Source organism: Paenibacillus soyae (assembly GCF_024623455.1).
GTDB classification, from domain to species: Bacteria; Bacillota; Bacilli; order Paenibacillales; family Paenibacillaceae; genus Pristimantibacillus; species Pristimantibacillus soyae.
Map to the genome: position 1 here is coordinate 314,959 of NZ_JANIPJ010000004.1, position 25,536 is coordinate 340,494.

A 25,536-nucleotide genomic window follows, 5' to 3' on the forward strand; every position below is an offset into this window, starting at 1 on the left:
AAAGAAAAGGCCATCCATTACGGATGGCTTAACGTTACTAGCAAGCGGAAACCGCTTAACCTTCGGATTGGCCCTGTTCTTTCTTGCTGGATGGCGCGAACCAGCCGATGACGGCAATCGCAACCAAGACGCCGTAGAACGTAAGAGTCCAGCCCGTGCTATGCGGGAAATGATGGTCCAGGACGTGAATGTCCTCATGAGCAAGAGTAATGACGGCGAGCTTCACGCCTACCCAAGCGACGATCGCGTAAGCCGTCGTCTCTAGAGCCGGTCTCTCTCCAAGCAGCTTGACGAACCATGTAGCCGCGTATTTGATCAGGATAAGTCCCGCGAGACCGCCAAGCACGACGACCAGGAACTTGCCTCCGTCCATGCCGCCGAAATTGCCAAGCGGCGAATCAGGCAGACCGAGAGCCAACGCTACCGCGGCAAGAATGGAGTCGATCGCGAACGCAAGATCCGCGATGGCGATTTTACCGACGGTCGGCCAGAAGCCTTTGCCTTTAGATTCTTTCTTGACTTCATCCTGATTCTTATGGTTGTCCTTTCCAAAACGCGCCTTAATAATATGATTCAAGCCGAGGTACAGCAAATACGCGGCTCCAATCGCTTGAATTTGCCAAACGTTGGCAATAAAAGAGATGGCGAACAATGCTCCGAAACGGAAAACAAACGCCATGATGATGCCATAGTTAATGGCTTTCTTCTTCTGATCATCCGGCAAATGCTTGGCTATAACCGCAAGCACGAGGGCGTTATCCGCCGACAGCAAGCCCTCCAAACCAATAAGAATCAGTAGTGCCCATGCATACTCCAGCCATATTGAATCCAAACAAAATTTCTCCTCTCGCTAAATAATTCAAATACTAAGTTAAGCTTTCCCAACAATGTGACAACCCTTCATCAATTAAATCCTAACTAAAACAAAAAATCAACTTCTACCCGAAAGAAACTCGAAGGAAAGCCTTCATAAAATCTTTATTTGCATAAAACTAATGCCATTAGTTATGCTCGGGGTGTGAAAAAAATCCCAATGGATAAGGAGAATCGCTATGATCATGGAAAAGAAAATCGGCGAGGAGCACAATGCGGCCTCGCTGCATATTCGGCTGGGGGCCGTCGCTTTCGCCGCGGCTGGCGTCTTGTTCGTGCTATATCCCGTTATTCGCCCCTTCTCGGACGAAGCATCTCTGCTTGGAGCCGAGGCATTCGCTTCGATGGAGTGGATGAATTCTCACGTGGCCGCGATATTCGCGTTCATTTTATTGTCGGCCGGATGGCTCGGCTTGAATCTCTCTCTGCAGGCTTCCTCTGCCAAGAAGCTTGCAACGCGAAGCCTGCTTCTATCTTGGTTCGGAATCGGATTGACTTTACCGTTCTACGGCGCGGAGGTTTTCAGCCTGTACGCGATCGGCCGTGAAGCGGTTCGTCAGCAAAATCCCCAACTGATGAGCTTGGCCGGGGATATACGCTTTGGTCCCGGCTTCTATATGATCCTCGCAGGCCTCGCGCTGCTTGCAATTGGAGCCGTGATGGCAGCCATTGCCGTCTGGACGTCCCGACTCCTGTCCAAATGGAGCGCTGTCCCCTTCGCAATCGGGCTTCTGTCTTACCTTCCTCAATATACGGCCACGCAGCCCGTACGCATAGCTCACGGATTTCTGATTGCGATAGGATGTCTATGGATTGCTGCAGGCTTGTGGCGTCATGCTCGCCGATCTTCAAAGCATTCCCTACACCATCGACTCTATAGGTGAATACCCTATTCAGACATCCAAAAATAACACGGAGGAGCTTCCATGATCCCCTATTATCCGTATTACGGCTATGAAACAAAATGCGAGCAAGAGCCGATCACGTTTCCGCCGCAGCATCAAGACCGCCAGCCAGGCTTGGAATATTTGATGAACCCCGCTCCCATCTCGGATAATCCCGGCTACAAGGGAAGCGGCAAGCTGGCTGGCAAAACGGCCGTTATTACAGGCGGAGACAGCGGGATCGGCCGCGCCGTCGCCATCGCGTTCTCCAAGGAAGGCGCGGACGTGGCGATCGTATATTTAAACGAGAGAGAAGACGCCGAGGCCACCAAAAGAATGGTGGAGCAGTACGGCGGGCGCTGCTTGACGATTGAAGGGGATTTGCGGCGTTCGGCTTTCTCCAAGGAAGTTGTCGAGAAAACGATCGGAGCGTTTGGGCGGTTAGATACGTTAATTTTAAATCAAGCCGTACAATTTCCCCGGGAAAGCATTCTAAACATAAGCGACGAGCAGCTGGAGGATACCTTCCGCACGAACATCTTCCCCATGTTCTATCTGACCAAAGCAGCCCTTCCGCATCTGCGTCCAGGGAGCACGATTATTAGCACAACATCCATCACCGCCTACGAGGGCAATGAGCTTCTTGTGGATTATGCGTCTACGAAGGGCGCGATCGTTGCCTTCACTCGTTCCTTGTCGCTTCAACTGGTCAGCCGCGGCATCCGCGTTAACGCGGTGGCTCCGGGACCGATCTGGACGCCTCTTATCGTATCGACCTTTCCGGCCGAGATGGTAAGAAAATTCGGTTTGCTTCGACCGATGAAACGCGCCGGACAGCCGTTCGAGCTGGCGCCGACCTACGTCTACCTCGCTTCCGACGACTCCTCTTACGTCACGGGGCAAGTCCTGCACGTGAACGGAGGCACGATTACAGGGACATGAGTTTGGAGTACATGGCAACGTTATACCCATTTCTTCTTTTTGTACAAATCACTCCGCAGCGGGCATCCGCATACAATACACCAGCAATGCAGATAGACGTTTATCTACTATAAGGAGTGAGACGATTGTCATTTTTCCCTCCATTTGGACCGCCTGGCGGCGGATTCCCGCCCTTCGGACCGCCGGGACCTCCCGGGCCTCCATTCGGACCGCCACCCGGACCGCCCGGACAGCAAGTGCCGCCAGGTGCCGGCCTTCAAGCCCCTACATCGGCTCCGCCGCAATTCGTACCGCCTAGGCCGCAAGCCTCTCTGTTCGCCGTAGACCCGGGAGGCATCCGCAGATGCGCTTTCCGCTTCACGTACATTTGGCTTAGCAACGGAGATCAATTCTGGTATTACCCCGTCTTCGTAGGCAGAACCTCCGTCGCCGGCTTCCGCTGGAACGGCTTCTTCTGGATGTACGCGGGGTACGATTTGAGACGCATCGAATCGTTCACTTGCTTCTAGAGAGATCAACACGACAAGGCCCGCATGCCGATGGCATGCGGGCCTTGTATATTAATAGATCGTTGGCACCATCCCTCCGTCCATACGGATCGGAGAGCCCTTGAATGCCGATGCGAAAGGGCTGCATAGGAATGCGGCCAGCCTGCCGATCTCGACGGGCTTAATGAAACGCTGGATTTCGGATTGCGGCAGCGTTGCCGCCATAAACCGAGTTTCTTTTTCCGCGAAATCCAGCTCTTCATCCGAATACATGCTCTCGATGATTCGCTCTACCTTCTCGGAGAGCGTTGGTCCCGGCATGATCGTATTGACCGTCACTTCCGTTCCCCTCGTTAATTTCGATAAGCTCTTCGAAAGGGAGAGCAGCATCGATTTGGTCATCGCGTACTGAGGCATGTGCCCCGAAGGCATGATCGCTTCTTCGCTTGCGATAAAGAGGATGCGGCCATCGTTTTTCTCCAGCATCCGAGGCAAATAATAGTGACATAATCCGTTTGCCGCAAGCACATTCGTACGGAAGTACCTTTCCCAAACGGAATCGTTAACGTCCTCGTACGGCATCATTTCGTAAATCCCCATATTGTTGATCAAGATATCGATATCGGGATGCTTTTCGAATAAAGCTTGTCTCTGCGCGGGATCCGCCAAATCGGCGGCGGCGTTCCGGGGAGAGGTGGCCGGGAAGCTCGTTTTTAGTTCATGCACCGTCCGTTCGGCCTCTTCCTCGTTTCGCCCGTTAATAAGAACATGCGCGCCTTCTTTGGCGAGCTCGATCGCAATCGCTTTGCCTATGCCTTTCGTTGATCCTGTCACTAAAGCGGTTTTTTGGAACAATCCCATATCCATGTTGCATTCTCCTTTTTCTTGTGCGCCGGATAGGGATAATCTTACCTTGCCAGGATCGTTCAGTAACTAGGATGCCGCGCCAAAGTTCTTGCGAAATACGCCAAATTATAGCGCACAGCTGCTCATTCCCCTTTGCTTGACGCGCCAATTGGACGGCGTCTCGCCTTCCCAGAGGCGAAAAGCGCGGTAGAACGAATTCTGGTCTTCGTAACCGATCAAGAAAGCCACTTCCTTCATATCGAAGGAGGGGTCTGCCAAATATTCAAGCGCCTGCTCGTGGCGTGCTTGCGTCAGAAGCTGCTGGAAGCTTGTGTTCTCGTCCGTAAGCCGGCGCTGCAAGGTACGATCGCTCATGCCGAGCTCCTTCGCGACCGCCCGGATGTCGCGACGCCCTTCCGCGAGACTCTCCTTCAAGATCCGTTTGACCGCCTCGGAGATCGAACGGCCGCGCTGATGTTCATCCAAGGTTCGGTTCAATGCGGGAGTCAGAATCTCGAGCAGCTCTTCGTTATAGGAGACAAATTGCCGATCCAGATCGCTTCGGCGCAGGGTCAAGCGGTTGCATGCGGCGCCGACGCGGACAGGACAGCCGAAGTAAGCTTCGAGCACCCGCGAGTCGCCAGTCGCGTCCGTAAGCTCGACGAGCCGCGCCGTCAGATGCTTGCCCGTGCCCCGGCGCCCAAGCTCCAGAAGGAAAGCCAGCGTGATCCCTGCAAGCAGCGGCGGCCCGGAACCTTCGGCTCCCCGCCACTCCAGTTCAAGGAAACAATACTCGCCTTCTTCGGAGATTCGCAGATCTTCCGGGGGACACAGCTGTTTGTAACGGGCCATTCGGCTCAGCGCGTCCCGATAATCGCGCGCGTGGTAAGTCGCCAATACGGACGGCGGGTAATGCGCCGTTTCGAAGACGGTCGCCAGCTTGACGATACCTTTGGCGGGATCGCCGATGAGCTCGGAATAAGCTTGCCAGATCGCGAAATATTGCGCGGCTGTGACCTCCGGCTCCGAGATGATGTCGAGCGGCAGCCCGGCATTGCGGGCCACGTCATGGACCTCAATGCCTAATCGGCTGACGCCTTCCCAAAATCCAACCGGCATCTTCACTCGGCAATCCCCCTTATTCCGTCCAGTTTCCCTTGCGGAATACCGGCTCTACAGTGCCGTCCTGCAGCTCCCCGTCGATGTCGAGATCGGCGCAGCCGATCATGAAGTCGACATGCGTCAGACTGACGTTCGCGCCGTGGGCAACCAGCTCGTCGTTCGACAGCTTCGTGCCGCCCTCCAGATTAACCGGATAGGCGCTGCCAAGCGCGAAGTGGCAGGAGGCGTTCTCGTCGATGCCCGTGTTGTAGAACACGCGGTTCAGGTTGGAGATCGGCGAGTCGTGCGGAACAAGCGCCATCTCGCCGAGATAGGAGGCGCCTTCGTCGGTTTCGAGCAGCGTCTCCAGATGCTCGCGTCCCGACTCGGCGTCGAACGCGACGACCTTGCCGTCACGGAACGTCATGGTGATTCCTTCTACCAAACGGCCGTTCAGGTTCAGCGGCAGCGTGCTTCTCACCGTGCCGTTCACGCCGAGCCGATGCGGCATCGTGTACACTTCCTCCGTCGGCATATTCGCGACGAAGTAGACGCCTTTCTCGTTCTCCCCTCCGCCTCCGCGCCAGATATGCCCTTCGGGCAGCTCCACGCGAAGATCCGTCCCCGGCGCTCGGTAATGAAGGCTTTTGTAACGCTTTTCGTTCAGCCGGTTCTGCCAGGTCTTCAGCTTATCGATATGCTCGCGCCAAGCCGCTACCGGATCTTCCTTATCCACGCGCACCATGCGGAAGATCGCCTCCCACATCGCGTCGATCCGCTGCTCCGCCGGCAGATCCGCGAACACTTTGTCCGCCCAGGCGCGCGTCGGCGCTTTGATCAGCGACCAACTGATCCGGCTGTTGCGCGTATACACCGAATATTCCTTGCGAGCGACTGCCGCCGCTTTAACCGCTCTCGATACTTTGGACGAATCAATGCCCCGGAACAGCTCCGGATTCGGCACTTTGATATGTAGAATCGCTCCGCCCTCTTCGGCGAATTTCACTCGGCTGTCGGCTTCCCATTGCGGATAATAATCGAACGTATCCTCCGCCGCTTTCTCGTAGCGGATGCGTGTCACTTCTTCGTCGTCCCACTCGACCATCACATATTTGGCGCCGGCCTCGTAAGCCTGGGCCACGATCAATCGCGTCAGCTCCGCCGTCTCGATCGGCGCGTGCACGATCAGCACCTGTCCGGGCTGAATATTCACTCCCACCTTAACGACGAGCTCCGCGTATTTTCTTAACATGATTTTAAAAGAATCCATTGATGTCTCTCCTTTCAGAAGTCCGCCTTCCATTATAGCAAAAGTATGCGGTTAATCGTAAAGACTTGCTATTCGGTCGATGCGGTTCGTCCAGATGACGCCGGAGAAATCCGAGGGCAATCGCTCCATGTCTTCCGCCGAATCGAACCCGCTGGAGAAGTCGCTGCCGTCCCCCCCGACCACGACGACTCGGGTATCGGCTTCGTCCATCCGGTTCAGAAGCTTATCCGGCCAGCCCCATAGCCAGGGACCGATCTTCTCGGGGATATGAAGCTGACCGCCGCGGCAAGCCTCCGGCACGTAGCCTGTCCAGCCGACGGCGATGTATGGAAGCAGGCAGCTCTTCAGCGTGGCCTTCGACATGACCCGCATATCGGGCAGCCGTTCCTTCAGCGCGGCGATCGGTTCGTCGCCGCCGTATACGGCAAGCAAGCTTCTGCGCTCCTCGGGAAGCTCGGACAAATATCGGGCGAGCAGCTTGCCTTCATCGGGATCGCTGCTTTTGATATCGATCAAGAGCTGGCGGTCCGGGAAACGGTCCAGCACCTCCGTCAGCGAAGGCATAAGTCCAATGCCCTGGCCGCGGAAAGGATACGTCTTGCCGCCGTCCGCCGTATACCCGTAGCCGATATCCAGCCGCTTCAGCTCGTCCATCGTATAATCGCGCGTCACGCCCTCCCCATTCGTCCGGCAATCCAGCGTCCAATCGTGGAATACGGCAAACTGATCGTCCTTCGTCATGTGAACGTCGAATTCCACGATATCTGCGCCCGCTTGGAAAGCCGCTTCCATGGAGTCCAGCGTATTTTCCAAATAGGGATGCTCCGGCTCGTAAATCCGCTCCGCCGTGCATGTATCGTTCTGGATGCCTTCCATCGGGTAAGTCTGCCCCAGCCCGCGGTGCGCAAGCAGAATCGGACCTCCGTCCCGGCTGCTGCCGAACCAGGCATTGTTATTCACATACATGAAGGCGATCAGCAGCATGACCGCGATCAACGCTTTGCCTCTCCTTCTATTCCACCAGCTATTCATCCGATAATCCCTCCCATGCTGCCTGTACTTGCTGTTCGATGGCATGCATCATGCTCTCCTCCGTCTCGAAGGAGGCGGATTGAATGAGCGCCTGGACGAAAATAGCCGACAAGATCGACGCGCTTACCTTGGAATCCCACCGGCTTCGGAACGTCCCGTTTGCTGAAGCCTGCTCGATGACCCCGCGAAGCGTTTCCTCAAAAATCAAGAAATTCGACGCTTGATCCGATGACTTAGGCCCCGCCTTGATCGATTCGATCAAAGCCGGACGCAAAATGTCGGCCCGCTTCCGATAGACGGCGGCAAGATCGCGGAACAGGCCTATCAGCCGTTCTTTTAGATTTCCATCGCTATTGTTGCGGACAAGCTGCTCCATCAGCTCCCGATAAGATCCGGCCACGTGCAGAAGCACCTGTTCCTTCTTCTCGAAATAATTAAAAAATGTCCCTTTGGCGATGCCGCAGGCTTGCGTGATTTCTTGCACGGTGACCTGTTCGAAGCCCTTCTGCTTAAACAGCTCCACAGCGGTGACAATGATCCGTTCTTTGACTTCCTTCTTTTTCTCTTCTCTTAACATGCAACACGCTCCACAAAAAATGACCTTGGTCATTATTTGACCAAGGTCATTTTACAACAGTTGCTTGAGCTATGCAATCCGTTTGTTCGGGAGTGTGACGTTAAAAAAAGCGGGCTTCTATTCTCCAAGCTCTATCTATTGTCGGGATACGTCTCTCTCAAGAAAGCGATGGACTGCGCGATCATCTCTCCAAGCACGTCCACGTCGATGTCGGCTACTTTGTTAATGTAGACGCAGGCCTTGCCCGACGTGTGCTTGCCGAGCTTCTGCAGCAGCGCTTCCCTCGCTTCGTCCCCGGGAGCGAAGTAGAGGCTGGTCTTGCCTTTGCGCGGCGAGAAACCGACGAGCGGGGCATCCCCTTCATGACCCGAAGCGTACTTGTAATGGTACGAACCGAAGCCGATAATGCTGGGTCCCCACATTTTGGCCGGGAAGCCGCTCGTTTCGGTGAAAATGTCAAGCAAGCGATAGGCGTCCTCGCGCTTCTTCGGGTTGTCCACGTTCTCGATAAACTCGAGGACGCTGTTCTCCGTTTCTTTCGTCTTCAGCTCGTACATGGTTCCGCCTCACAAACACGAATACACGATGTTGCGAAGACGCGGCTGCACGAACGGCTCCTGGCTGTTCAGCATGTGCATCGCGTACATGACGGTCAGCTCCGAAGCCGGGTCGATGATGGCCATGCAGCCGGCGGCTCCGCTCCAGCCGAATTCGCCGACCGGGCTCAGCGCTCCGCTGCCCGCAGGGGAGATGTGGGTGCGGACGCCAAGGCCGAAGCCGTAGCCGTTCAGCTGCTCCCACGAATAATCGCCCCGCGTGGCGTCGGTCAGATGATCCGTTCGCATGAGATTCACCGCAGCCGGCGACAGAATGCGCACGCCCTCCGGGCTTGTTCCTAAATTCGTAAGCGCATTTAGAAACTTCACGTAGTCGCTGACGGTGGACAGAAGCCCCGCCCCGCCGCTCTCGAACTCGGTCCCGATCCGGAAGCCGTTCGCGTCGTAGCGCACGGCCTTGCCCAGCTCGTCGTTGAACGCATACTGGGGAGCCAGACGGCTCCGCTGCTCGTCCGTCAGATCGAACGCCGTGTCGTTCATCCCGAGCGGACCGGTAATTTCATCGCGTAGGTAAGCGCCGAACCGTCTGCCGTCCACGACCTCGACTAACGCCGCCAGCACGTCGTGGCACAAGCTGTAGTTCCAACGGGTGCCCGGCTCGAAGTGAAGCGGCTCCTTCGCGAGCGCCTCCGCGAAAGCGCGGGTCGGCAGCTTGCCGTTCGTCCGCTCGACGGCTTCCTTCAGGGAAGGCGCGCCAAGGTCATAAGAGAAGCCCGCCGTCATCGCGAACAGATCCCGTACCGTGATCGGCCGCTCCGCCTTCTCGAGCACGACCTCGCCGTCCGGAAGCTTCTTCTTCACGTTCATCTCGGCATATTCCGGCAAGTAGGCCGAGATCGGATCGTTTAATAGCATGGCGCCCTTCTCCACGAGCTGCATAGCCGCGACACATGTCATGATTTTCGTCATGGAATAGATGTTAATAATTCTTCCTTCGTCGATCGGCGTTTGCTTCTCCAGATCAACGAAGCCGCTACGGTATCGGAATACGGTATCATTGCGGTGCATGACCAGCACCTCGGCCCAAGGAATGCGCCAGGAGGTCATGCGGTCAAGAAACGAGGCTAACGGTTTGAAGTCCATCTTTCGCCATCCTTTGTGAATAGAGTGTATTTGGTTCCGACATTCCTTCAATTATAATCGATAACGACCATTTGGTGGCAATCGAGTACGGGAACCGTATACGAAATTTTGCCGTCGTCGCTGCCGTAGGCCAGCGGCGTCATCTGCGGCGCCAAATAAACGCCGCTTACGGCATGCTCCGTCCGCAAGGATACCTGGACATCGTGGAGCGGCACGATATCCTCGATCACTTCGATGCTCGTTCCCCGGCGGACCGGAGACGCGTACAACAAATGATTGACCAGCCGCTTCTCGTCCTTCTGCTCCTGTAGAGTAACGACGCCTTGCGCCGGCAAATTCGTCTCCAGCGTCTTGCCGGGAAGCAGGCGGTTCAGCGCGAATAGCACCGTCTCCTTCAGAATCAGACTGCCTTTGGTCGCGTAATCGTCGAACACGTTCCAGGCGATATAAATGCCGCTGCCGCTTTCGACCATGCCCGGCCCGCCGTACGCATGGCTGCTCGGCGTGTGCTGATGTGAGCAGAAGGCGAACACGTCTCGATTGAAATACGGGTCCTCGCGCCGCGCGAGCTCGGTTCCGCCGGCAAGCTCGAGCTTCTGCCCCTCCGAATAGAAGATATAAGAGGCTTCGCCGAGACGGCCCGGCTTGAACAGCGGGCGGAAATAGTCGGGACGGTAAGCGTTCCGTCCCGCAAGACGCGCCCCGAAATCGATCGCGAATCGATCACCCTCCGGCTCCAATCCGGACCAGCCGGTCGCGAGAATGCGGCCTCCCTGCTGTACGAACTGCTCCAGTCTGCTCTGAAGCCCGGCGTCAATTGCCACGTAATCCGGCAGGATCAATACGCGGTAGCTCGCGAAATCCTGCTCGAGGTCAATGACGTCGAACAGGAAGTTCCCTTCGAGCAGCATGCGCACGGCTCCGGCATCGGATTCCGGCTTCCTCTTCTCCGTCCCCGCCTTTGGATGAATCCCTGCGGCTTCGAGCGACAGAAGCGCGATATCCGCGACGTTCGTCGTCTTCGCGCACCAGGCTTCCTTGCTCTCCACCTCGCGATACGCCTCGCCGATCAACGCGTAGGTCGCCTCATCCATAAGGCCGTTCGGATGCAGCTGGTCGCCGATCGAGCATTTGGCGCCGTTCGCGATGCTGAGAGCGGCTTCGTAGCGCAGCGCGTTCGGATGCTTGTAACCCCCGAATTCGCCCCATGACGTATGGAATTTGCCGGTCATGCCGAGGTAATCGACGCCGAGCGTCTGCGCGTATCTGGCGGACAACGGGAAGTGGTCATAGCCCCAGCCGCCCGTCGGCAGCGATTCCAGCTCCAGGTGGCTGTTCATGAACGCCTGATCCCGGCGGCCCCGCGCGATATGGCCGTTATTATGGAAGATCGGCAGTCCCGGCTTCACCTGTTCTACCGTCTCTTTCACCCGCGCCGTATAACGGGCGTACGTCCGCTCCCACAGCGGGCGCATCGCCGACTCGTCCCGCGGATCGATGCCTTCGCGTCTTGCGCCCGCGACGCAGGTATGGCAATAGCATTTGCGCACGCCGACGATATCGAGGAACAAGCCATCCGCTTCATACCGGGATAACGTCTCATGAATTTGAGCAAGCAAAATATCCAAATACGGCGAGTTCAGGCAAAACTCGTGATAGCCCGGCTCCATAAAGCCCTTCACCCATCTCGTCGCGTCGTTCTCGTCCCGGACAAGCCACTCCGGATGACGTCTAACCAGCTTCTCGTCGAGTCCCGCGGACAGATAGACAGGCGTCTTCACGCCGATTTCATGGGCGGCCTCGATCTGGGCGCCGAGCAGGTCGAAGCCGAGTCCCGGATGAATTTCGTTCGCCTCCGACGGGTGGTAGGCCCACCCGTGATGACATTTGGAGAATACCGTAATCGAATCGACGTGACCAAGCTGCAGCATCTGCTGGAATTGCTTCTTGTCGAATTGAGCGCCGATCGGCGTGATCGCCTCGGATGTGTGAAAATCGAGATGGACTTGACGGAATCGCATATAAGCTCGCTCCCTTTCCGGTTCGTATGCCTTAAGTATATAAACCAAGAGCCCCCGCCGGACAGATTCGGAATCGACTTTCAATCGCACATTTTCTACCTAAATGCTAAATACCCGTGTTACAATATTGCACAACAATCGCAGTTGAGAAAAGGAGCGCCCCGCAGATGAACTGCTTGGAATTATCGATCCCGCCGCTGCCGCAGCTTGTCACGATCGGACACTCCTTCTGGCCGCCCGGACAGAAGCATCTGGCAAGATCCTTCGACGTATACGACATGCTGTTCGTGAACAAGGGCACCTTGTACATTACCGAGGACGGGGAGCCTTACGAAATCCAAGAAGGCCGCATGCTCGTGCTCGAGCCGAACCGTCATCATGTCGGACATCGGTCGTGCGACGAGATCACCGACATTTATTGGGTTCACTTCATCCATCCGGCGCCCGTCCGAACCATCGAAAGCGAGAGCATCCCCTGGTCGTTTCCCTATGCCAAAGGAACGGATCTCGACGTCGCGCCGCATCGGCAAATGATGTATATTCCGAAATTCGGCGGCTTCGATGCCCCCGACATCCTCCCGCGCCTTGAGCGGATGCTGGAGCTGCATCACGCCTTATCGGCCTCGAGCTCCCTCTCGCTGCAGGCGGAGCTGGCAGGCTTGTTCGTACAGCTGCAAGCGGCGGCTCGCGCGCGGTATGCCTCCCGCTCCAGACAGCTGTGCGACCGGGCGATCGCATACTTGCAGCAGAATATGACCCGCCCCTTCGACGCCAAGCACATGGAGCAGACGCTGCATTACCGCTTCGACTATATCGCGCGCTGCCTCAAAACGCACACCGGCCGGAGCCCTCTCCAATATTTGCACGACGCGCAGATCCGCGCGGCGAAAACGCTGCTAGGAAGCACGGAGCTGTCCGTGTCCGAGGTCGGCGAACGCGTCGGCATCGAGAACGCCAATTACTTCATCCGGCTGTTCCGGAAGCAAACCGGCACGACGCCGGGTCAATACCGCTTAGCCCGGATCGGGCGAGCATGACAAAAAACAGCAGGGTATCGTCCTGCTGTTTAAGCTTTGGCGGAATGATGGAGCGCCGACCGGTAGTCGAGCGGCGTCATGCCTTTATGTTTTTTGAACAGCTTGCAGAAATATGGCGCGCCGAACCCGCCGATCTCGCTCGCGATTTGCCCGACCGGCTTGTCGGAATTGCCGAGCAGCGCGCATGCTTCGCGGATCCTTCTGCCCGTGACGTAATCCGTCAGCGATACGCCGGTATACTGCTTGAATAGGTGAGAGACATAGGTCGGAGACAAATGCAGCTCCTCGGCCAGCAGCTCCAGGCTGAACGGCCGCTTGTAATGAAGCTCCACCCAATCCATGATCGCCTCGATGTGTGCCGCGTTTTTGTTGGACCAGCCTTCCGGCGTCTGATCCGAGCGGGGGATGACCGACAGCTGAAGATGGCGCAGCAGCGTGATCAGGAACAGGACGCGCGCTTCCTCCCGCTCCTCGCCCGGCTCCGCGACCGACCGCGCATGCCCCTCGATCAGCGCCGAAAGCCGGGATTCTTCGAACGAGAACTTGGGCGAGGACAGCGTACCTTTGTGCAAATAGCGGAGAAAGGCTTCAAGCTTCGGAAAAGGCGCCAAATAAGGCTCCAGGAACCGCGGATCGAAGGTTAAGTTGGTCCGGACATATCGGCCTCCCATTCGGCCCGGTATGTCCAGCTTATGCAGCTGGTACGGCTGGAAGCAGAAAAGCGTCCCTGTCTCCAGCTCATAAGAGTCTCCGTCGACCTCCACGACTCCCTCGCCTTCATGGATGAACAACAGCTCAAGCCCTTGATGCGCGTGAAATTTTTGGAAATGCTGCTCCGCTCCCGACCACTCATCCCGGAAAGCCAGAAAAAAGCTCCGGTTTCCCGGCTCAACATGCTCAATACGAGACGCCAACTCCCCCGCCCCCATATCCGAATATCGCAAACTAGTTATATTTTAGCACAACATGGAATTACCCGTCCGCTACTATAATGTAGGCATCACGACATTTCCCGGAGGTTCCCCTATGAAACGTTACCATTATCGCGCTCAAATCCGCCCCGGTATCGTACCGGAAGCGTATTTCCGCGATGCGCTGCCGGAGCTGGCTCAACGCATGGAGATGCGCGAAGCTCGCCGGCTAAGCTTGTTCCGCTGCGCCGACGCGCTGTTTCTCTACTACGAAAGCGTGACGGAAGACGTCGATCCCCATGCCCTCTTCGGCCATTGCGAAGCGGCGCTGGAAGCATGGCCCGGCGAGGACATGCTCCGCAGATGGGTGCCGATGATGGACATTTTCCATTATCAGCGGCCCGTCAGCGAGAAGCATTGGCGCAGAACGGACCCGAACGCGAAACCGTTCGCGCGAATTGCGCGGCTGAGGCCGGAGCAAGTGGCGAGCTACGTCTTCTATCACTACCAGTATCAGGAGGAGAAACCCGGAGACGGCGACAAATTCGGAATGATCGCGCTTCACGAAAACGTGATGTTCTTCTATTCGGAGCGGCCGGCGACGATCGAGCCGCCTCCTTACGAAGGCAAGCTCTCCACAACGGAGACGCCGGTTGACTGGGCGGCCGCCATGCTGCCTCACTTTATTCCATGGGAAGGGTCGCAGGACATATGGCGGGAAATCCCGTTGGTGATCCAGCTATGACGATCCGGACAAACGGGAAGGAGCTGACTCGGATGCGCGATTCGTTTTGCTTGAACGGCGAGTGGAGCTTTATGCCGCTGTATGGGAGCGAGCCGGATATCGGACTGCCGGATGAACTGATCTATGAGGAAATGAAGGTGCGCGTGCCGTCCAGCTGGAGAAGCGCCTACGTTAGGCCGTCGGGCAAGCCGTTCGGGGAAATTCCCGAATATGATTACGCGCCTTTTGACGTATTTGGTTACCCGAAGGCGTGGAACAAGGCGGACGCGGGCGTCCTGCATCGGACGTTCCGGCTGCCCGATTCGATGACGGCCGGGGACAAGCGCGTCTTTTTGCGCTTTGACGGCATCATGCAGAAAGCAGCGGTTTATCTGGACCGCCGTCTCATTGCAATATGGGAAGACGGCTATTTGCCCCTTCGGGTAGAGGTGTCGGCATGGACCAAGGCAGGCGCCGAGCATCATCTGCATGTCGTCTGCGGCAGCTTCGACAAAGTGACGATTCCTTCCGGGCAGAAGAAAATAACGGGCCTAGCCGGCTCTTGGTTCGGCTCGCTCGCCAGAGGCATCTGGCAGGACGTGTATGTGGAAAGCCGCCCTGCCGCCTCGCTGGCGGATATGACGATCCGTACATCGGTGAGGGAGAGCCGACTCGAGGTCGATGCAAGGCTCGAGCTTGCAGGACCGCTGCTGGAAGACGACTCGTACAAAGTCCGGCTGGAGGTACGGGATGCGGACCGGGAGCCGGGGTCTGCGCCCGCACTATCCGCCACCGCGTCCTTGCGAAGGCCGGAGGACGGAGAGGAGCGCGATGGATGCGTCTCGTTCCGGCTTGACTGGGCGGGAGCGAAGCTATGGAATCCGGATGAGCCGCACCTCTACCGGCTGCAGCTTGCGCTGCTGGACGGCGGCCGCGTCGTCGACCTAGCGGAGGAGCGGTTCGGCTTTCGGGAAATATGGACCGAAGGCCCGCGGTTCATGCTGAACGGCATACCCGTAAATCTGCGCGGGGATTCGTGGCATTTCCAAGGAGCGCTTCAGCAGACGGAAGACTATGTGCGGAGCTGGTACCGCATGTGCAAGGAAGCCGGCGTCAACTGCGTCCGTCTGCATGCCGAGCCGCACCCCTCCTATTATTTGGACATCGCGGACGAGGAAGGGATGCTGATCGTTGACGAAACCGCGATATACGGCTCCAGCAAATCGATGGCGGCGGATCATCCCGATTTTATCGCCAATTGCAAGAAGCACGTGCACAGGCTGTTAATGCGGGATCGCAATCACCCGTCGGTCATCCTATGGAGCCTGCAGAATGAGATGCGGTGGGTGGACGGACGCGATGAATTCAAGCGGCACATCCCTCGCATGATGGACATGATCCGGGAGCTGGACCCGACGCGCCCCATCATCCTGGAAGGCGATAACCGGCTGCTCCCCAAGGACATGACCGAGGTGGAGAGCCTGCATTACAACATCGACGGCACGATTGCCCAGTGGGACCGGCGGGTGCCGCTCGTATTCGGCGAGCATGGAGGCTGGTGGTATGTCTGCCCGCAGAATAGCAGCATGTATGTCGGCCTCGCCGCTTACCGGCACGCCGAGGAAGCCGTGAAGGGTCTTGCGGAGAAGGAACGATTATTCGTGGAGTACGCCAGACGGCAAGGCGTAACCGGCATCTCCTCCTTTAACTTCGCCCATTATTTCATGCGCGCGATGCCCGAGAGAGATATCCCGCTTCCTCCGGCCGCATTGGACACGCCGGGACCTAAGCCGAAGGTCATTCCCAAATATTCGTTGACGCTGAACAACGGCATGCTGCCGGACGGGTATCCCTCCTACATCAAAAATCCGGCATTCGATAGGATGTCCGCGTCCTTCAAGCCCGTGACGATCATTCCGGCGGAGTACAACCGTTCCTTCTTCGACGACGCGCCGATCAGCCGCAGCTTCGACGTCTATAATGACACGCTTCATCGCCGCCTTGTCCGAATCGTCTTCGAGGTACGGCAGGACGGACGCCTCGTTCATCGGGAGGCGCTCGTGTTCGAGCAGCAGCCGGCCGAACGCCGAAGCGCGGCGATCCAGTGGACGCCGGCTCCGGTATCCGAACAGTCGGTTATCCGCTTGTGCGCTCTCCTGTATCATGAAGAAGAGATCATGCACGAACTGGAACTGGATTATAAGCTCCACCCTGCCTTATTGCGAACCGAGCCGGTCGATATCGGACGGCCGGCCGCTTACGTAGGCGGCGACAGGGATTTCCATATCGTCCGTGCCCTGCTGCCCGCTTGCGAGCGTGTTGGTGGCGGGGATATCATTCGGTTGGAGCCGGAGACTCTGCTCATCGCAGGCAGCAAGCTGGACGACGCGGACGGAGAGCTGGAGAAGGCGATGAACGGATTTGCGTTAAGAGGCGGGCGCGTCCTGCTGCTCGAGCAGCTCCATCTCTCCTTAGGGAAGCTGGCGCTCTCGCGGCAGCCCTTCTTCCGGGCGCATGCCGGCAGCTATGACCATCCTGTCCTGCAGGGTCTCGGCGATGATGATCTTATGTTCTGGCACGAGGAGCTTCGCGAGGAAGGTCCGCTCCCCTTCATTTCTGCCGCCTTCGAAATGCCGGTCCAAGGCAGCTTCCATCCTATTCTGAATTGCGGCGCTGGCGACTTCGGCGACGGCGGCGATCTCTGGTCGCCTCTGCTGGAATACCGCGGCGAACGGGGTCTGTTCATCGCCAATCAGCTGGAGCTTCTCGATAACTTCCATCGCGTGCCGCAAGCCTGCCTCCTGCTGCGGGGACTGCTCGCTTATGCGGGAATCGCCGATGCGGCGGCGGCCGTTCGAACCGGCGCGCTCGCGAAAGCCGGCGGGCACGCGGATCTATTCTTGAGAAACGCGCTACGCCTAAAGTACGACACGATGGACGTATTCGAAATCGAGAGGCTCGAGAATTACGAGCTTCTCCTTGTCGAGCCGCGGCTGCTTGCCGAGGCGGGAGCTCCGGCTGCTTCGGCGCTTCGGCGTTATGCCCAATGCGGCGGCAGGGTTGTTGTTCTTGCGGCGGAGCCTGGCCAGGAAGCCGTCTTATCCGCGCTCTTGGACCGCTCCGTATCCATACGGGAGCAGGAGACCTTCCATCTCGAAGCGGACTACGCGATTCCCGAAGCGCGAGGCTTAAGCCCCCTCGACCTCTTCGGCTTCGATAAGGTGTTCCTCTCTCCCAGAGAAGTCGCGAACCGTCCGCTCGCCGCCCACGGCATAGAGGCGACGCACGGCATGTCCGTTCTATGCTCGGGCGTCGAAGGGACGGCGTGGAAGGATTATTTCGTAGGGCAGCATACAGATGAATACAGCAGGCGCGCGTTAATTGAGCTGAACAGGGAGACGGAACGTCCGGCTGGTCATTATGTGCTGGCGGAATCGTTGGGCGAAGGAAGACTTCTCTTGTCCCAGCTCTTGATGGAGCCGGCAAGCGACAAGGCGGTCCGCCTGTATACGAAGCTGCTCGCCAATCTAGGCGCCTCCTTCGACGACAAGCTTCTCGCGGCAGCGAAAGGCGACGAAGCTTGGGCCGTGGAGAAAGTGATGGCGCTGCCCTGCCCGTCCCATGTCGATTTCGAGGCGATGAAGGCCTATTATATCGATCCGGCGTTCTCGCTGAACAATCTGGGCGAAGGCTTGTACGGGTGGATGATGAAGAAGGAACGGGTACGCGAGGACGGCAGCTTCCGCATCGCCAACCCGGGACGCGAGCGTTGGTTCCTCAGCTGCTTCGTGTATATGCTGGAGCCGGGCCTCGGCCCGTATGAAATCCGCCGCGGCCGGCTGGCCGTGGATGCCAACTGCGATTACGAAATCTATATGAACGGCTGTAAAATAATCGATCAAGAACAACGTATATCGCTGAAAGCCGGTATAAACCGGTTAATCATCATCGTGTCGGACCCGGAAGAAACGCTTCGGATCCGCATGGTGTTCCTTACGGAGGAGGGCTCCTATATGAGGCACCTTCAGTACCGGCTGACGATCGACGAAGTGGAGCCTAAATAACGACGGAATGCCGCACGCACGGCAGGAAAGGAAACCATGCCTATGAACAGCCACAGCCCGACTGCACGAGACCATCTGCTTCGCCTTGCGGACGAAAGCTTGTCCGCTCCCTGCCACGCCGTTTCGGTCTGGACGATCCCCGGCTTCTACTTCGACGCCGCCGGCCATCAAGCCGCCAAGCGGCTGATGGAAGCGGACGCGCAAGCCGCTTACGCGACGGCGCTCGCCTTCCGAATGACGGGCGAGCCCGCTTACGCCGACAAAGCGGTTGAGCTGATCGACGGCTGGGCCTCCGTCAACCGCGGATTGGCGGGGCTTGACGGGCCGCTGGTGTCCGCATACCTGGGAGTGGGCTTCATACAAGCTGCCCTGATGATCGACGCTTATGAAGGCTGGCAGAGAGTAACGCGAGAGCGGTTCATCCGCTGGATGACCTCCGTCTGCTTGCCCGCATGGGAGGGTATCCCGCTTCGCAACAACTGGCAGAGCTGGGGCCTGTACGCCCGGCTGTCGCTCTTCCGGCTCGTGGGCGATCATTCCCGTCTTGCGGATGGAGCCGAGCGTCTGAAAGAGCATATCGACGAGTCGCTAGCGCGGTCGGGGTTCCTCCCTGAAGAGACGCTGCGGGGAACGAAGTCGGTCTGGTACCATTATTTCGCCCTTGCTCCGCTGACGGCCGCCGCCAAGCAGGTGCTGGATGTAACCGGCGAGGATCTGTTCCGCTGGATATCCCCAAGCGGCAACACCATCAAAAAAGCGCTCGATACGCTGCTGCATTACGTCGATGGCCGCGCGGATGAATGGCCTTACGACAAAGGACAGGAGGTACCGTCCCCCTTATCGGCCGAAACCTGGCCGCTGGATCTGTTCGAAGCGATGGCATGCATGTACGGGGAACCCGCCTATGAACGGTTCGTCGCTCCCCATCGCCCGATTATGGGTCATATCAATCGGAACAACGGCTATTTCCAGTCGTACGCTTGGGTATTTCCGGCGCTGCGGCTGCAGGTGGAAGGCATAGCTTACCGTAGCCGTGATGATCGGTAAATCCTCATTGTACCGGTCTCGCCGTCGGACATACGGAACAAACGACGAAAGCCGATCCGATACGGGGCGTCCCCCCGAATTGGATCGGCTTCTTCTATTACAACTTAAACGACTTGACGGACTCGTTCAGATCAACCGATAATGCCGTCAGCTGCTGAATGGCAGCGGAAATCTCCTGCATGGACGCGCTTTGCTGCTGCGCCGAAGCGGCTACTTCTTCCGTGCCTGCCGCCTGCTCTTGAGTGATTCCGCTAATCTGCTCCATGGCCCCGGTAATGCCCGAGAAGGCATGTTCGACCTTCTCCAGAGATCCGAACATCAGGTTCGTATGCGTCGTGAACTCCGATACGCCCGCATAGATTTGCTTGAAGCTCTGATGAGTGCCGTTAATCCAAGTGTGCCCGAGCTCGACCGCTTTCGTACCTTCTTCGATGCTCTGCTTCACCAGATGGCTGTTCGCCTGCGTGCTCGAGATCAACTCGTTGACGGACTGCGCCGCCTGCGCGGACTGCGTCGCCAGCTTCTTGACTTCGTCGGCGACGACCGCAAAGCCGCGGCCCAGCTCGCCGACCCGCGCCGCCTCGATCGACGCGTTCAATGCGAGCAGGTTCGTCTGCGTCGAGATTTCCGAGATGATGCCGATGATTTCGCCGATTTCGCTGGAGCGCGTCTCGAGCGCCGCCGCCGCCTTCTGCGATTGAAGCATCGCCTCCTTGATCTCCTCCATCTGCCGGAGAGTGCGATCAACCAGCTCCTGCCCCTGATCCGATTGCGAATGGACTTCGGTAGCGATCTCCTGAATTTCCTTCATGCCGGTCGAAACAGTCTTGATATCGGCGTCGATGTTATGGATCCCTTCCTGGCTATCGGAAACGCTCTGCACAATTTCGGTAATGCCCTGCGACATTCTGTCCGTCGATTCGGCCACCTGCTGGGCGCTCTGGGTCGATTCGTTCACGGATTGCCTCAGATGCTTGCTTGTATTCTCGATCAGCGTAGACGAAGCGATGACTTGCTGGATCAGCGTCTTCAGGCTGCCGATCATCATGCCGAAGGCGATGCCGAGCTTGCCGATTTCGTCTTTGCTTTGAACTTGAAAGTGATTTTGCATATCGCCGGCGGCCACTCTCTCCGCGGCCGTCATCAGCCTGCGCAGCGGATTCGTTATGATACGGCTGATCAGAATGGCGATAGCGCTGCCCACGATGAACACGATAATCGAAATGATGACCGTCGTCCAATTCGAGCTGGAGGCAGTCTCCGGCACGACCGAAGCGTCCAGATCAATGCCGAGAATTCCGTAAACGGCGCCAGACTCATTCGCCAGCGGCATGAAGATCGATTTATGAGTGCCATATTCATCCTCGTATATAGGGCTGATCTTCGTTTGGTTTTCGGCGATCGCATCCTTCATCTCTTGAGTGAACGGATAAGGCGTACCGAAATCATCGGGCACTCCCGACAGAATGATAATCCGTTCCTCGCCTTGCGAGCTCGACAAAATATATACGTTCTCCAGACTATGCTCCGCTTGAAGCTCCTCGAGCTCTTCCTTGATGACGGCGTACTTGGGATCGTCCTGGCCCGTTAATTCCGTGCTGCTGTCTGGAATGGCCTCGAGGGTGTTGCGCGCGATTCGAATATCCGTCTCTAAGCGCATATCGAACTGCTCGAGCAGCTTTTCCGACAAGCTGCTCTGCGACATGTATCCGGATGCGGCGAATGCGACGCAAGTGATGACCTGCAGGCCTAGAATGCTGATAGCGATTTTGACAGACAAGTGTTCTCTAAACCAATTAAATTTAAATATAGACTTTATCATGTTCCTTCTCCTTTAGGGTCAGCGCATCATAAGCAGCATAGGTTTCCTGTATTCTTTGCTTCAAAAAACCGACGATTGCATCCACGTCGGACGGTTGCGTATAAGGCGAAATAACAAACAGCTTCGCCGCATAAAGAGCGATTTCCCCGGAGCGGTCGGCCGTCGGCACGTATAGATGTTTTTTGGTATCGCCGAAAAACATCATCCCGCGGTCTCTGCCGAGTATCTCGAACAGCATCTCGTTCAGCCGATTCTCGCTTTCGATTTCTGCTTTTGTCCGCAGTCCTTCGTATTCGGCCAAATAACCGTTGTTTCGATCTCCGTACAAGCGGAACAACGTAATAATGCCCGGGTTATGCGGATTGACAATGACCGCTTCGGGCACTTCCGCCGCAAGCGCCTTCCGGAAGGCGATGTTCACATCGACGAACTGGGCAAGCAGCTTCCGGTATCCTTCGGTTCCGAAAGCAAGCAAGGCGCTAAGGATGCTGATGGAACTTCCCATCCGGGAGCATTCCAGCGTGTAGCTCGTATGGTAGTCTCCATAACCGCGATGGCCGACGTAAGGCGTCTCGTCCGGCTCGAGGTCGACAAGCTTCAAATCGGATGCGTGCTTCACAAGGAATAAGCTTGTCGAGTAAGGAGTCTGGCCAAGCTTCTGGAAGTCGAAGCAGAGCGAATCGGCTAAAAGCAAATGCTTCATCCGTTCACGGATTGCCGCCAGCGCCATCAATGTCTCTTCCCCAATGCTAAGCGGGTTAGCCTCGAAGTCGTAATCGTTAAAGAAAGCAAAAAATCCGCCTAAAGCCGAATCCGCATGGATATGCGGTCTTCTCATCCCGTATTTGGCCATCAGCGCTTCGGACGCCGCCGCGATTTCTTCGATGTTATCGATGCCCATCGCATCCGTCGTCGCCGTCGTCGCCACGATATAGACCGGCACGCCGCCGCGGAGTATGACCTGCTCCATCTTCTCTTCGAGATCCCGCACGTCCATCGAGCTGTCTTCGCGAGTACGGATTTTGATTAGATTATTGGTGCCGAGTCCCGTCGCCTCCATCGATTTGAACAAGCTGTAGTGCGCCGCTTCCGAGCAGAAGGCATACAGGTTATGCGGAACGCCTGCCTTCTTGATCGATGCATCGTGTTTGTTGATTGCGATCCGAAGTCCCGTGAAGATGGCTCCTTGACCGCCCCAAGTCGTATAGCCCCCGCTCTCCGACGGTTCATAACCGACAAGATCGGACATCATCGCGACGACGCGAACCTCTGCTTCCGCGCCGGCAGGACCGTACACATCCCACAGATTATTGCCGTTGACCATAAACGCGGTTAACATGCCCATGATGCCGGGCGTGCTTGCCATCGGCAAAATATTCGTCAGAAAATATTTCGTATGATACGGGTGGCCGTGCAGAAGCTTTATCAATTCTTCATTCACCCGGTCCAACGGTCTGCCGTTGGCGGGAATTCTGCTCGTGGCAGTGAGTTCCCGGTAAAAGTGCGGGCCTCGTTCTTTCTCCCCTTTCAAATGGGCAATGTAGGGATCCTTAAGCTCATCGACTCCCTCCACGATTTGTTTGACCAGCTCTATGAAGCTTTCTCTTTGTTGTCGGTTGCCGTCGTCGCTGGGAAATAAGGTGCGGACATTCAATAGGTTCATTCTCTCTACCTCACTCCTATTTTCTCTGTATGTAATTTATAGGCAAAGAGGCATGCCTATGTCAGACCATAGGCATGCCTCTGCGTATATGTTTGCAGCTGGCTGACTTTTCTTATTAAGAAGTAGTCCCTATAGCTTTGCGTCTCGCGCCTTTCGACGGATTTGCCCGTATGAACTTGTACAATGTGCCCGATTAAAATTACAAACTTTGACAACGAGTAGGAACATTCTACTATTAAATATTTCAGACTTCAATAGCTAGAGCTTGAGGAAATTGTTAATCTCATGAAGAAATCACCATTTTGTCACATTTTGCCGATTTTTGAAAGATTGATTCAAAGTCTTCTAGAGGATATAGGTGAAGACGGCAACAAAAAAAGGTCCTGCTATGGACCTTTTTTACGCGATAAACAAACCTTATGGCTGTTACTCTCGCCCATGCAACGATCGGCTACTAACTTAACCCGGCATCAAAAATTCCCCGGACATCTCCTGCGCATCCATCTCCCGCATGGCGAGCTTGGCCCCGATCGAACGGAAGCTGCCGATCACGTCTTCATAACCTCGCTCGATGTGCTCGACTCCCGTGATGCAGGTCCTGCCCTCGGCCGTTAATCCGGCGAGCAGCAGGCTGATGCCTGCACGGACATCCGTCGCGTGCACCCAGCCTCCCTGAAGCGGAAGACCTCCGCGGATAAAGGCGCTGTCTTTGCGCAGCTCGATCTCCGCGCCAAGCCGCCGCAGCTGCGGCACGTGAGCGAACCGCTTCGGATAGACGCGGTCGGTCACGATGCTCTTGCCTTTGGCTTGCATCAGAAGCGCGGTCATCGGCTGCTGCAGATCGGTGGCGAAGCCCGGATACATGCCCGCACGGATTCGGGTTGCTCTTAGCGAGCCCGTCCCGTAGGCGGTAATGTGATTCTCCCCGCGCTCCACATACATCCCGATTTCTTCCAGCTTCGCGAGCGGAGCGCTTAGATGCTCGGGTATGACATCCATGACGGTAATCTGCCCGCCCCGGAGTCCGGCCGCCATCAGGAAGGCTCCGGCAATCAGCCGGTCCGGAATAACGGTGTGCGTTCCCCCGTTTAGATAGGGGACCCCTTCGATTCGGATAGACGGCGTTCCCGCTCCGTAAATCCTTGCGCCAAGCCGATTCAGGAAGGCTGCCGTATCCACGACCTCCGGATCCAGCGCGGCGTTGTGCAGCCGCGTTCGCCCTTTGGCCCGCACCGCCGCGAGCATCGCGTTAATCGTAGCCCCGGAGGTGATCATATCGAAGTAAATGTCCGCTCCCCGCAGCTCGGCTGCTTCGACTACATAATGGTCTTTGAAAAATCGAACCTGCGCCCCAAGCGCTTCGAACGCCTTGATATGCTGATCGATCGGTCTCGATACAAAATCGTCGCCGCCCGGAAAACCGATCGTCACTCTGCCGAATTTGGACAGCAGCGCTCCGGCGAAGTAATAGGAAGCCCTGTAGCTCGACGCTTTGCCCGGATCGATCGTCGCGCTGTGGATCCAGCGAGGGTCCATAACGATCTGCCCGTCTTCCCTTGTCATCTTCATGCCGATATCCCGGCTAATCTCCGCGATCACTCGGACGTCGTCAATAGGAGGAATCCCCTCCAGCTTGACGATATCATCCGCTAAGCAAGCGGCGGCAAGCAGGGCCAGCGAGCTGTTCTTCGCTCCGGGAATATGGACGGTCCCATTCAGTGGTCCCGAGTATTCGGCTTCTATATATTTCATGATGGTTATCCCGCTTTCGTTATGACGATTTGAGTTCGGATTCGAGCACATAGCCGCTTCCCCGCACCGCGCTAATCAGAAAAGTGTCTTTGCCGTATTTTTTGCGCAGCCTGTAGATCAGAGCGTTCAGCTCGTCGAGCGATACGTACGGTATGCCGCCCTCTCCGGCCGAGCGCTCCGGCCATACGCTTGACTTAATCACGTCAAGCGGCACAAGCCGATTCGCGTTATCGTACAGCAGGCGGATAAGCAAATATTCTTTCTCCGACATGAGGATCCGCTTCCCCTCGACCACGCACTCCCGCTTCTCCCAGTGAATCGTCAGCGGCAGCTCCGCGACTTGCAGCCGTCTGGTAATGCTAAGCGGCTCGATATCCAAGGTCTGGTCGGCGAACAAATAGGAGAAGTGAAGAACGGTCATCCCTTTGGCGAGCTTTATAATATCGAAATTGTTTAATTTATAGGGTTGATGCGGCGTCAACCGTTCGCCGTTAACCTCTGTTCCATGACGGCTCCCTAAATCGTACAGCACCGCTTGTTCGTTCTCCTTGCGGATGACAAAATGCTGACGCGATATAAAAGCGTTCGTAAAGGCCAAATCCGGAGTCTGCTGATTGGAGGTGCGGCCGACGACCGTCTCGTCCTCGCTCAGATTGACGCAGGTGCCCGACGGAAAGGGCTCTCCCCGAACGACGTATAGGCATGCAAAGCTTTCCATGTTAATCCCCTCTTCTGGCAATGGCGATTAATAGACTACATTATTGATGGTACCCTATCCGAAT

The 25,536-nt window shown here is 56.7% G+C and carries 21 protein-coding genes and 1 riboswitch; of the genes, 7 read left to right on the plus strand and 14 right to left on the minus strand.

Annotated elements, in window-relative coordinates:
* Nucleotides 1-55: 55 nt before the first annotated feature.
* Nucleotides 56-832, minus strand: coding sequence for a TerC family protein (locus NQZ67_RS08300; protein WP_257444498.1), 777 nt, complete (start codon nucleotides 830-832; stop codon nucleotides 56-58).
* Between the two features lie 226 nt (nucleotides 833-1,058).
* Here NQZ67_RS08300 and NQZ67_RS08305 point away from each other — a divergent pair, with 226 nt between their 5' ends.
* The 3 genes from NQZ67_RS08305 to NQZ67_RS08315 all read left to right on the plus strand — a co-directional run bounded on the left by NQZ67_RS08305 (nucleotide 1,059) and on the right by NQZ67_RS08315 (nucleotide 3,208).
* Complete coding sequence (locus NQZ67_RS08305) at nucleotides 1,059-1,757, plus strand: hypothetical protein (protein WP_257444499.1); 699 nt, start codon at nucleotides 1,059-1,061, stop codon at nucleotides 1,755-1,757.
* Between the two features lie 42 nt (nucleotides 1,758-1,799).
* On the plus strand, nucleotides 1,800-2,699 hold the full coding sequence (locus tag NQZ67_RS08310) for an SDR family oxidoreductase (RefSeq protein ID WP_257444500.1): 900 nt from the start codon (nucleotides 1,800-1,802) through the stop codon (nucleotides 2,697-2,699).
* 125 nt (nucleotides 2,700-2,824) lie between these two features.
* A complete protein-coding gene (locus NQZ67_RS08315) occupies nucleotides 2,825-3,208 on the plus strand; it encodes a collagen-like protein (protein ID WP_257444504.1) in 384 nt (127 codons plus the stop codon).
* Nucleotides 3,209-3,259: 51 nt separating this feature from the next.
* On the opposite strand, the gene NQZ67_RS08320 is transcribed toward NQZ67_RS08315, so the two are convergent.
* The 8 genes from NQZ67_RS08320 to NQZ67_RS08355 form a co-directional block, all read right to left on the minus strand.
* Nucleotides 3,260-4,054 (minus strand): SDR family NAD(P)-dependent oxidoreductase, encoded by a 795-nt coding sequence (locus NQZ67_RS08320; protein ID WP_257444506.1) that lies wholly within the window; start codon nucleotides 4,052-4,054, stop codon nucleotides 3,260-3,262.
* Between the two features lie 105 nt (nucleotides 4,055-4,159).
* The gene (locus NQZ67_RS08325) at nucleotides 4,160-5,152 is read right to left on the minus strand and encodes an AraC family transcriptional regulator (RefSeq protein ID WP_257444593.1); all 993 of its coding nucleotides are present in this window, start codon (nucleotides 5,150-5,152) and stop codon (nucleotides 4,160-4,162) included.
* A 19-nt stretch (nucleotides 5,153-5,171) separates the two neighbouring features.
* On the minus strand, nucleotides 5,172-6,404 hold the full coding sequence (locus NQZ67_RS08330) for an aminopeptidase (RefSeq protein ID WP_257444508.1): 1,233 nt from the start codon (nucleotides 6,402-6,404) through the stop codon (nucleotides 5,172-5,174).
* Nucleotides 6,405-6,455: 51 nt separating this feature from the next.
* The gene (locus NQZ67_RS08335) at nucleotides 6,456-7,436 is read right to left on the minus strand and encodes a glycerophosphodiester phosphodiesterase family protein (RefSeq protein ID WP_257444514.1); all 981 of its coding nucleotides are present in this window, start codon (nucleotides 7,434-7,436) and stop codon (nucleotides 6,456-6,458) included.
* On the minus strand, nucleotides 7,429-8,013 hold the full coding sequence (locus tag NQZ67_RS08340; protein WP_257444515.1) for a TetR/AcrR family transcriptional regulator: 585 nt from the start codon (nucleotides 8,011-8,013) through the stop codon (nucleotides 7,429-7,431). Before NQZ67_RS08340 ends, NQZ67_RS08335 begins: the two co-directional genes overlap by 8 nt.
* Nucleotides 8,014-8,144: 131 nt before the next feature.
* Nucleotides 8,145-8,570, minus strand: a complete 426-nt coding sequence (locus tag NQZ67_RS08345) for a DUF1801 domain-containing protein (RefSeq protein ID WP_257444516.1) — start codon at nucleotides 8,568-8,570, stop codon at nucleotides 8,145-8,147.
* Nucleotides 8,571-8,579: 9 nt separating this feature from the next.
* Entirely contained in the window at nucleotides 8,580-9,713 is a 1,134-nt protein-coding gene (locus tag NQZ67_RS08350; RefSeq protein WP_257444517.1) for a serine hydrolase domain-containing protein, read from the minus strand.
* Nucleotides 9,714-9,760: 47 nt separating this feature from the next.
* On the minus strand, nucleotides 9,761-11,734 hold the full coding sequence (locus NQZ67_RS08355) for a beta-galactosidase trimerization domain-containing protein (RefSeq protein WP_257444519.1): 1,974 nt from the start codon (nucleotides 11,732-11,734) through the stop codon (nucleotides 9,761-9,763).
* A 167-nt stretch (nucleotides 11,735-11,901) separates the two neighbouring features.
* Here NQZ67_RS08355 and NQZ67_RS08360 point away from each other — a divergent pair, with 167 nt between their 5' ends.
* Complete coding sequence (locus NQZ67_RS08360; protein WP_257444520.1) at nucleotides 11,902-12,771, plus strand: helix-turn-helix transcriptional regulator; 870 nt, start codon at nucleotides 11,902-11,904, stop codon at nucleotides 12,769-12,771.
* 29 nt (nucleotides 12,772-12,800) lie between these two features.
* Here the strand turns inward: NQZ67_RS08360 and NQZ67_RS08365 are convergent, their stop codons facing one another.
* Nucleotides 12,801-13,685 (minus strand): helix-turn-helix transcriptional regulator, encoded by an 885-nt coding sequence (locus NQZ67_RS08365; protein ID WP_257444521.1) that lies wholly within the window; start codon nucleotides 13,683-13,685, stop codon nucleotides 12,801-12,803.
* Nucleotides 13,686-13,797: 112 nt separating this feature from the next.
* Here NQZ67_RS08365 and NQZ67_RS08370 point away from each other — a divergent pair, with 112 nt between their 5' ends.
* The 3 genes from NQZ67_RS08370 to NQZ67_RS08380 are packed head-to-tail and all read left to right on the plus strand — an operon-like array spanning nucleotide 13,798 to nucleotide 19,517.
* Nucleotides 13,798-14,427, plus strand: coding sequence for a hypothetical protein (locus NQZ67_RS08370; RefSeq protein ID WP_257444522.1), 630 nt, complete (start codon nucleotides 13,798-13,800; stop codon nucleotides 14,425-14,427).
* A 32-nt stretch (nucleotides 14,428-14,459) separates the two neighbouring features.
* Entirely contained in the window at nucleotides 14,460-18,470 is a 4,011-nt protein-coding gene (locus tag NQZ67_RS08375; protein ID WP_257444524.1) for a glycoside hydrolase family 2 protein, read from the plus strand.
* A 42-nt stretch (nucleotides 18,471-18,512) separates the two neighbouring features.
* Nucleotides 18,513-19,517 (plus strand): alginate lyase family protein, encoded by a 1,005-nt coding sequence (locus tag NQZ67_RS08380; protein WP_257444526.1) that lies wholly within the window; start codon nucleotides 18,513-18,515, stop codon nucleotides 19,515-19,517.
* Between the two features lie 97 nt (nucleotides 19,518-19,614).
* On the opposite strand, the gene NQZ67_RS08385 is transcribed toward NQZ67_RS08380, so the two are convergent.
* The 4 genes from NQZ67_RS08385 to NQZ67_RS08400 all read right to left on the minus strand — a co-directional run bounded on the left by NQZ67_RS08385 (nucleotide 19,615) and on the right by NQZ67_RS08400 (nucleotide 25,472).
* Nucleotides 19,615-21,339 (minus strand): methyl-accepting chemotaxis protein, encoded by a 1,725-nt coding sequence (locus tag NQZ67_RS08385; RefSeq protein WP_257444528.1) that lies wholly within the window; start codon nucleotides 21,337-21,339, stop codon nucleotides 19,615-19,617.
* Nucleotides 21,320-23,002, minus strand: coding sequence for a pyridoxal phosphate-dependent decarboxylase family protein (locus NQZ67_RS08390; RefSeq protein WP_257444530.1), 1,683 nt, complete (start codon nucleotides 23,000-23,002; stop codon nucleotides 21,320-21,322). Before NQZ67_RS08390 ends, NQZ67_RS08385 begins: the two co-directional genes overlap by 20 nt.
* 90 nt (nucleotides 23,003-23,092) lie before the next feature.
* Nucleotides 23,093-23,179: riboswitch (cyclic di-GMP riboswitch) on the minus strand.
* A 282-nt stretch (nucleotides 23,180-23,461) separates the two neighbouring features.
* Nucleotides 23,462-24,754 carry a UDP-N-acetylglucosamine 1-carboxyvinyltransferase gene (gene murA / locus NQZ67_RS08395; protein ID WP_257444532.1) on the minus strand — a complete coding sequence of 431 codons (1,293 nt, stop codon included), beginning with the start codon at nucleotides 24,752-24,754 and terminating at the stop codon, nucleotides 23,462-23,464.
* Between the two features lie 19 nt (nucleotides 24,755-24,773).
* On the minus strand, nucleotides 24,774-25,472 hold the full coding sequence (locus tag NQZ67_RS08400; protein ID WP_257444535.1) for an FHA domain-containing protein: 699 nt from the start codon (nucleotides 25,470-25,472) through the stop codon (nucleotides 24,774-24,776).
* Between the last annotated feature and the right edge of the window lie 64 nt (nucleotides 25,473-25,536).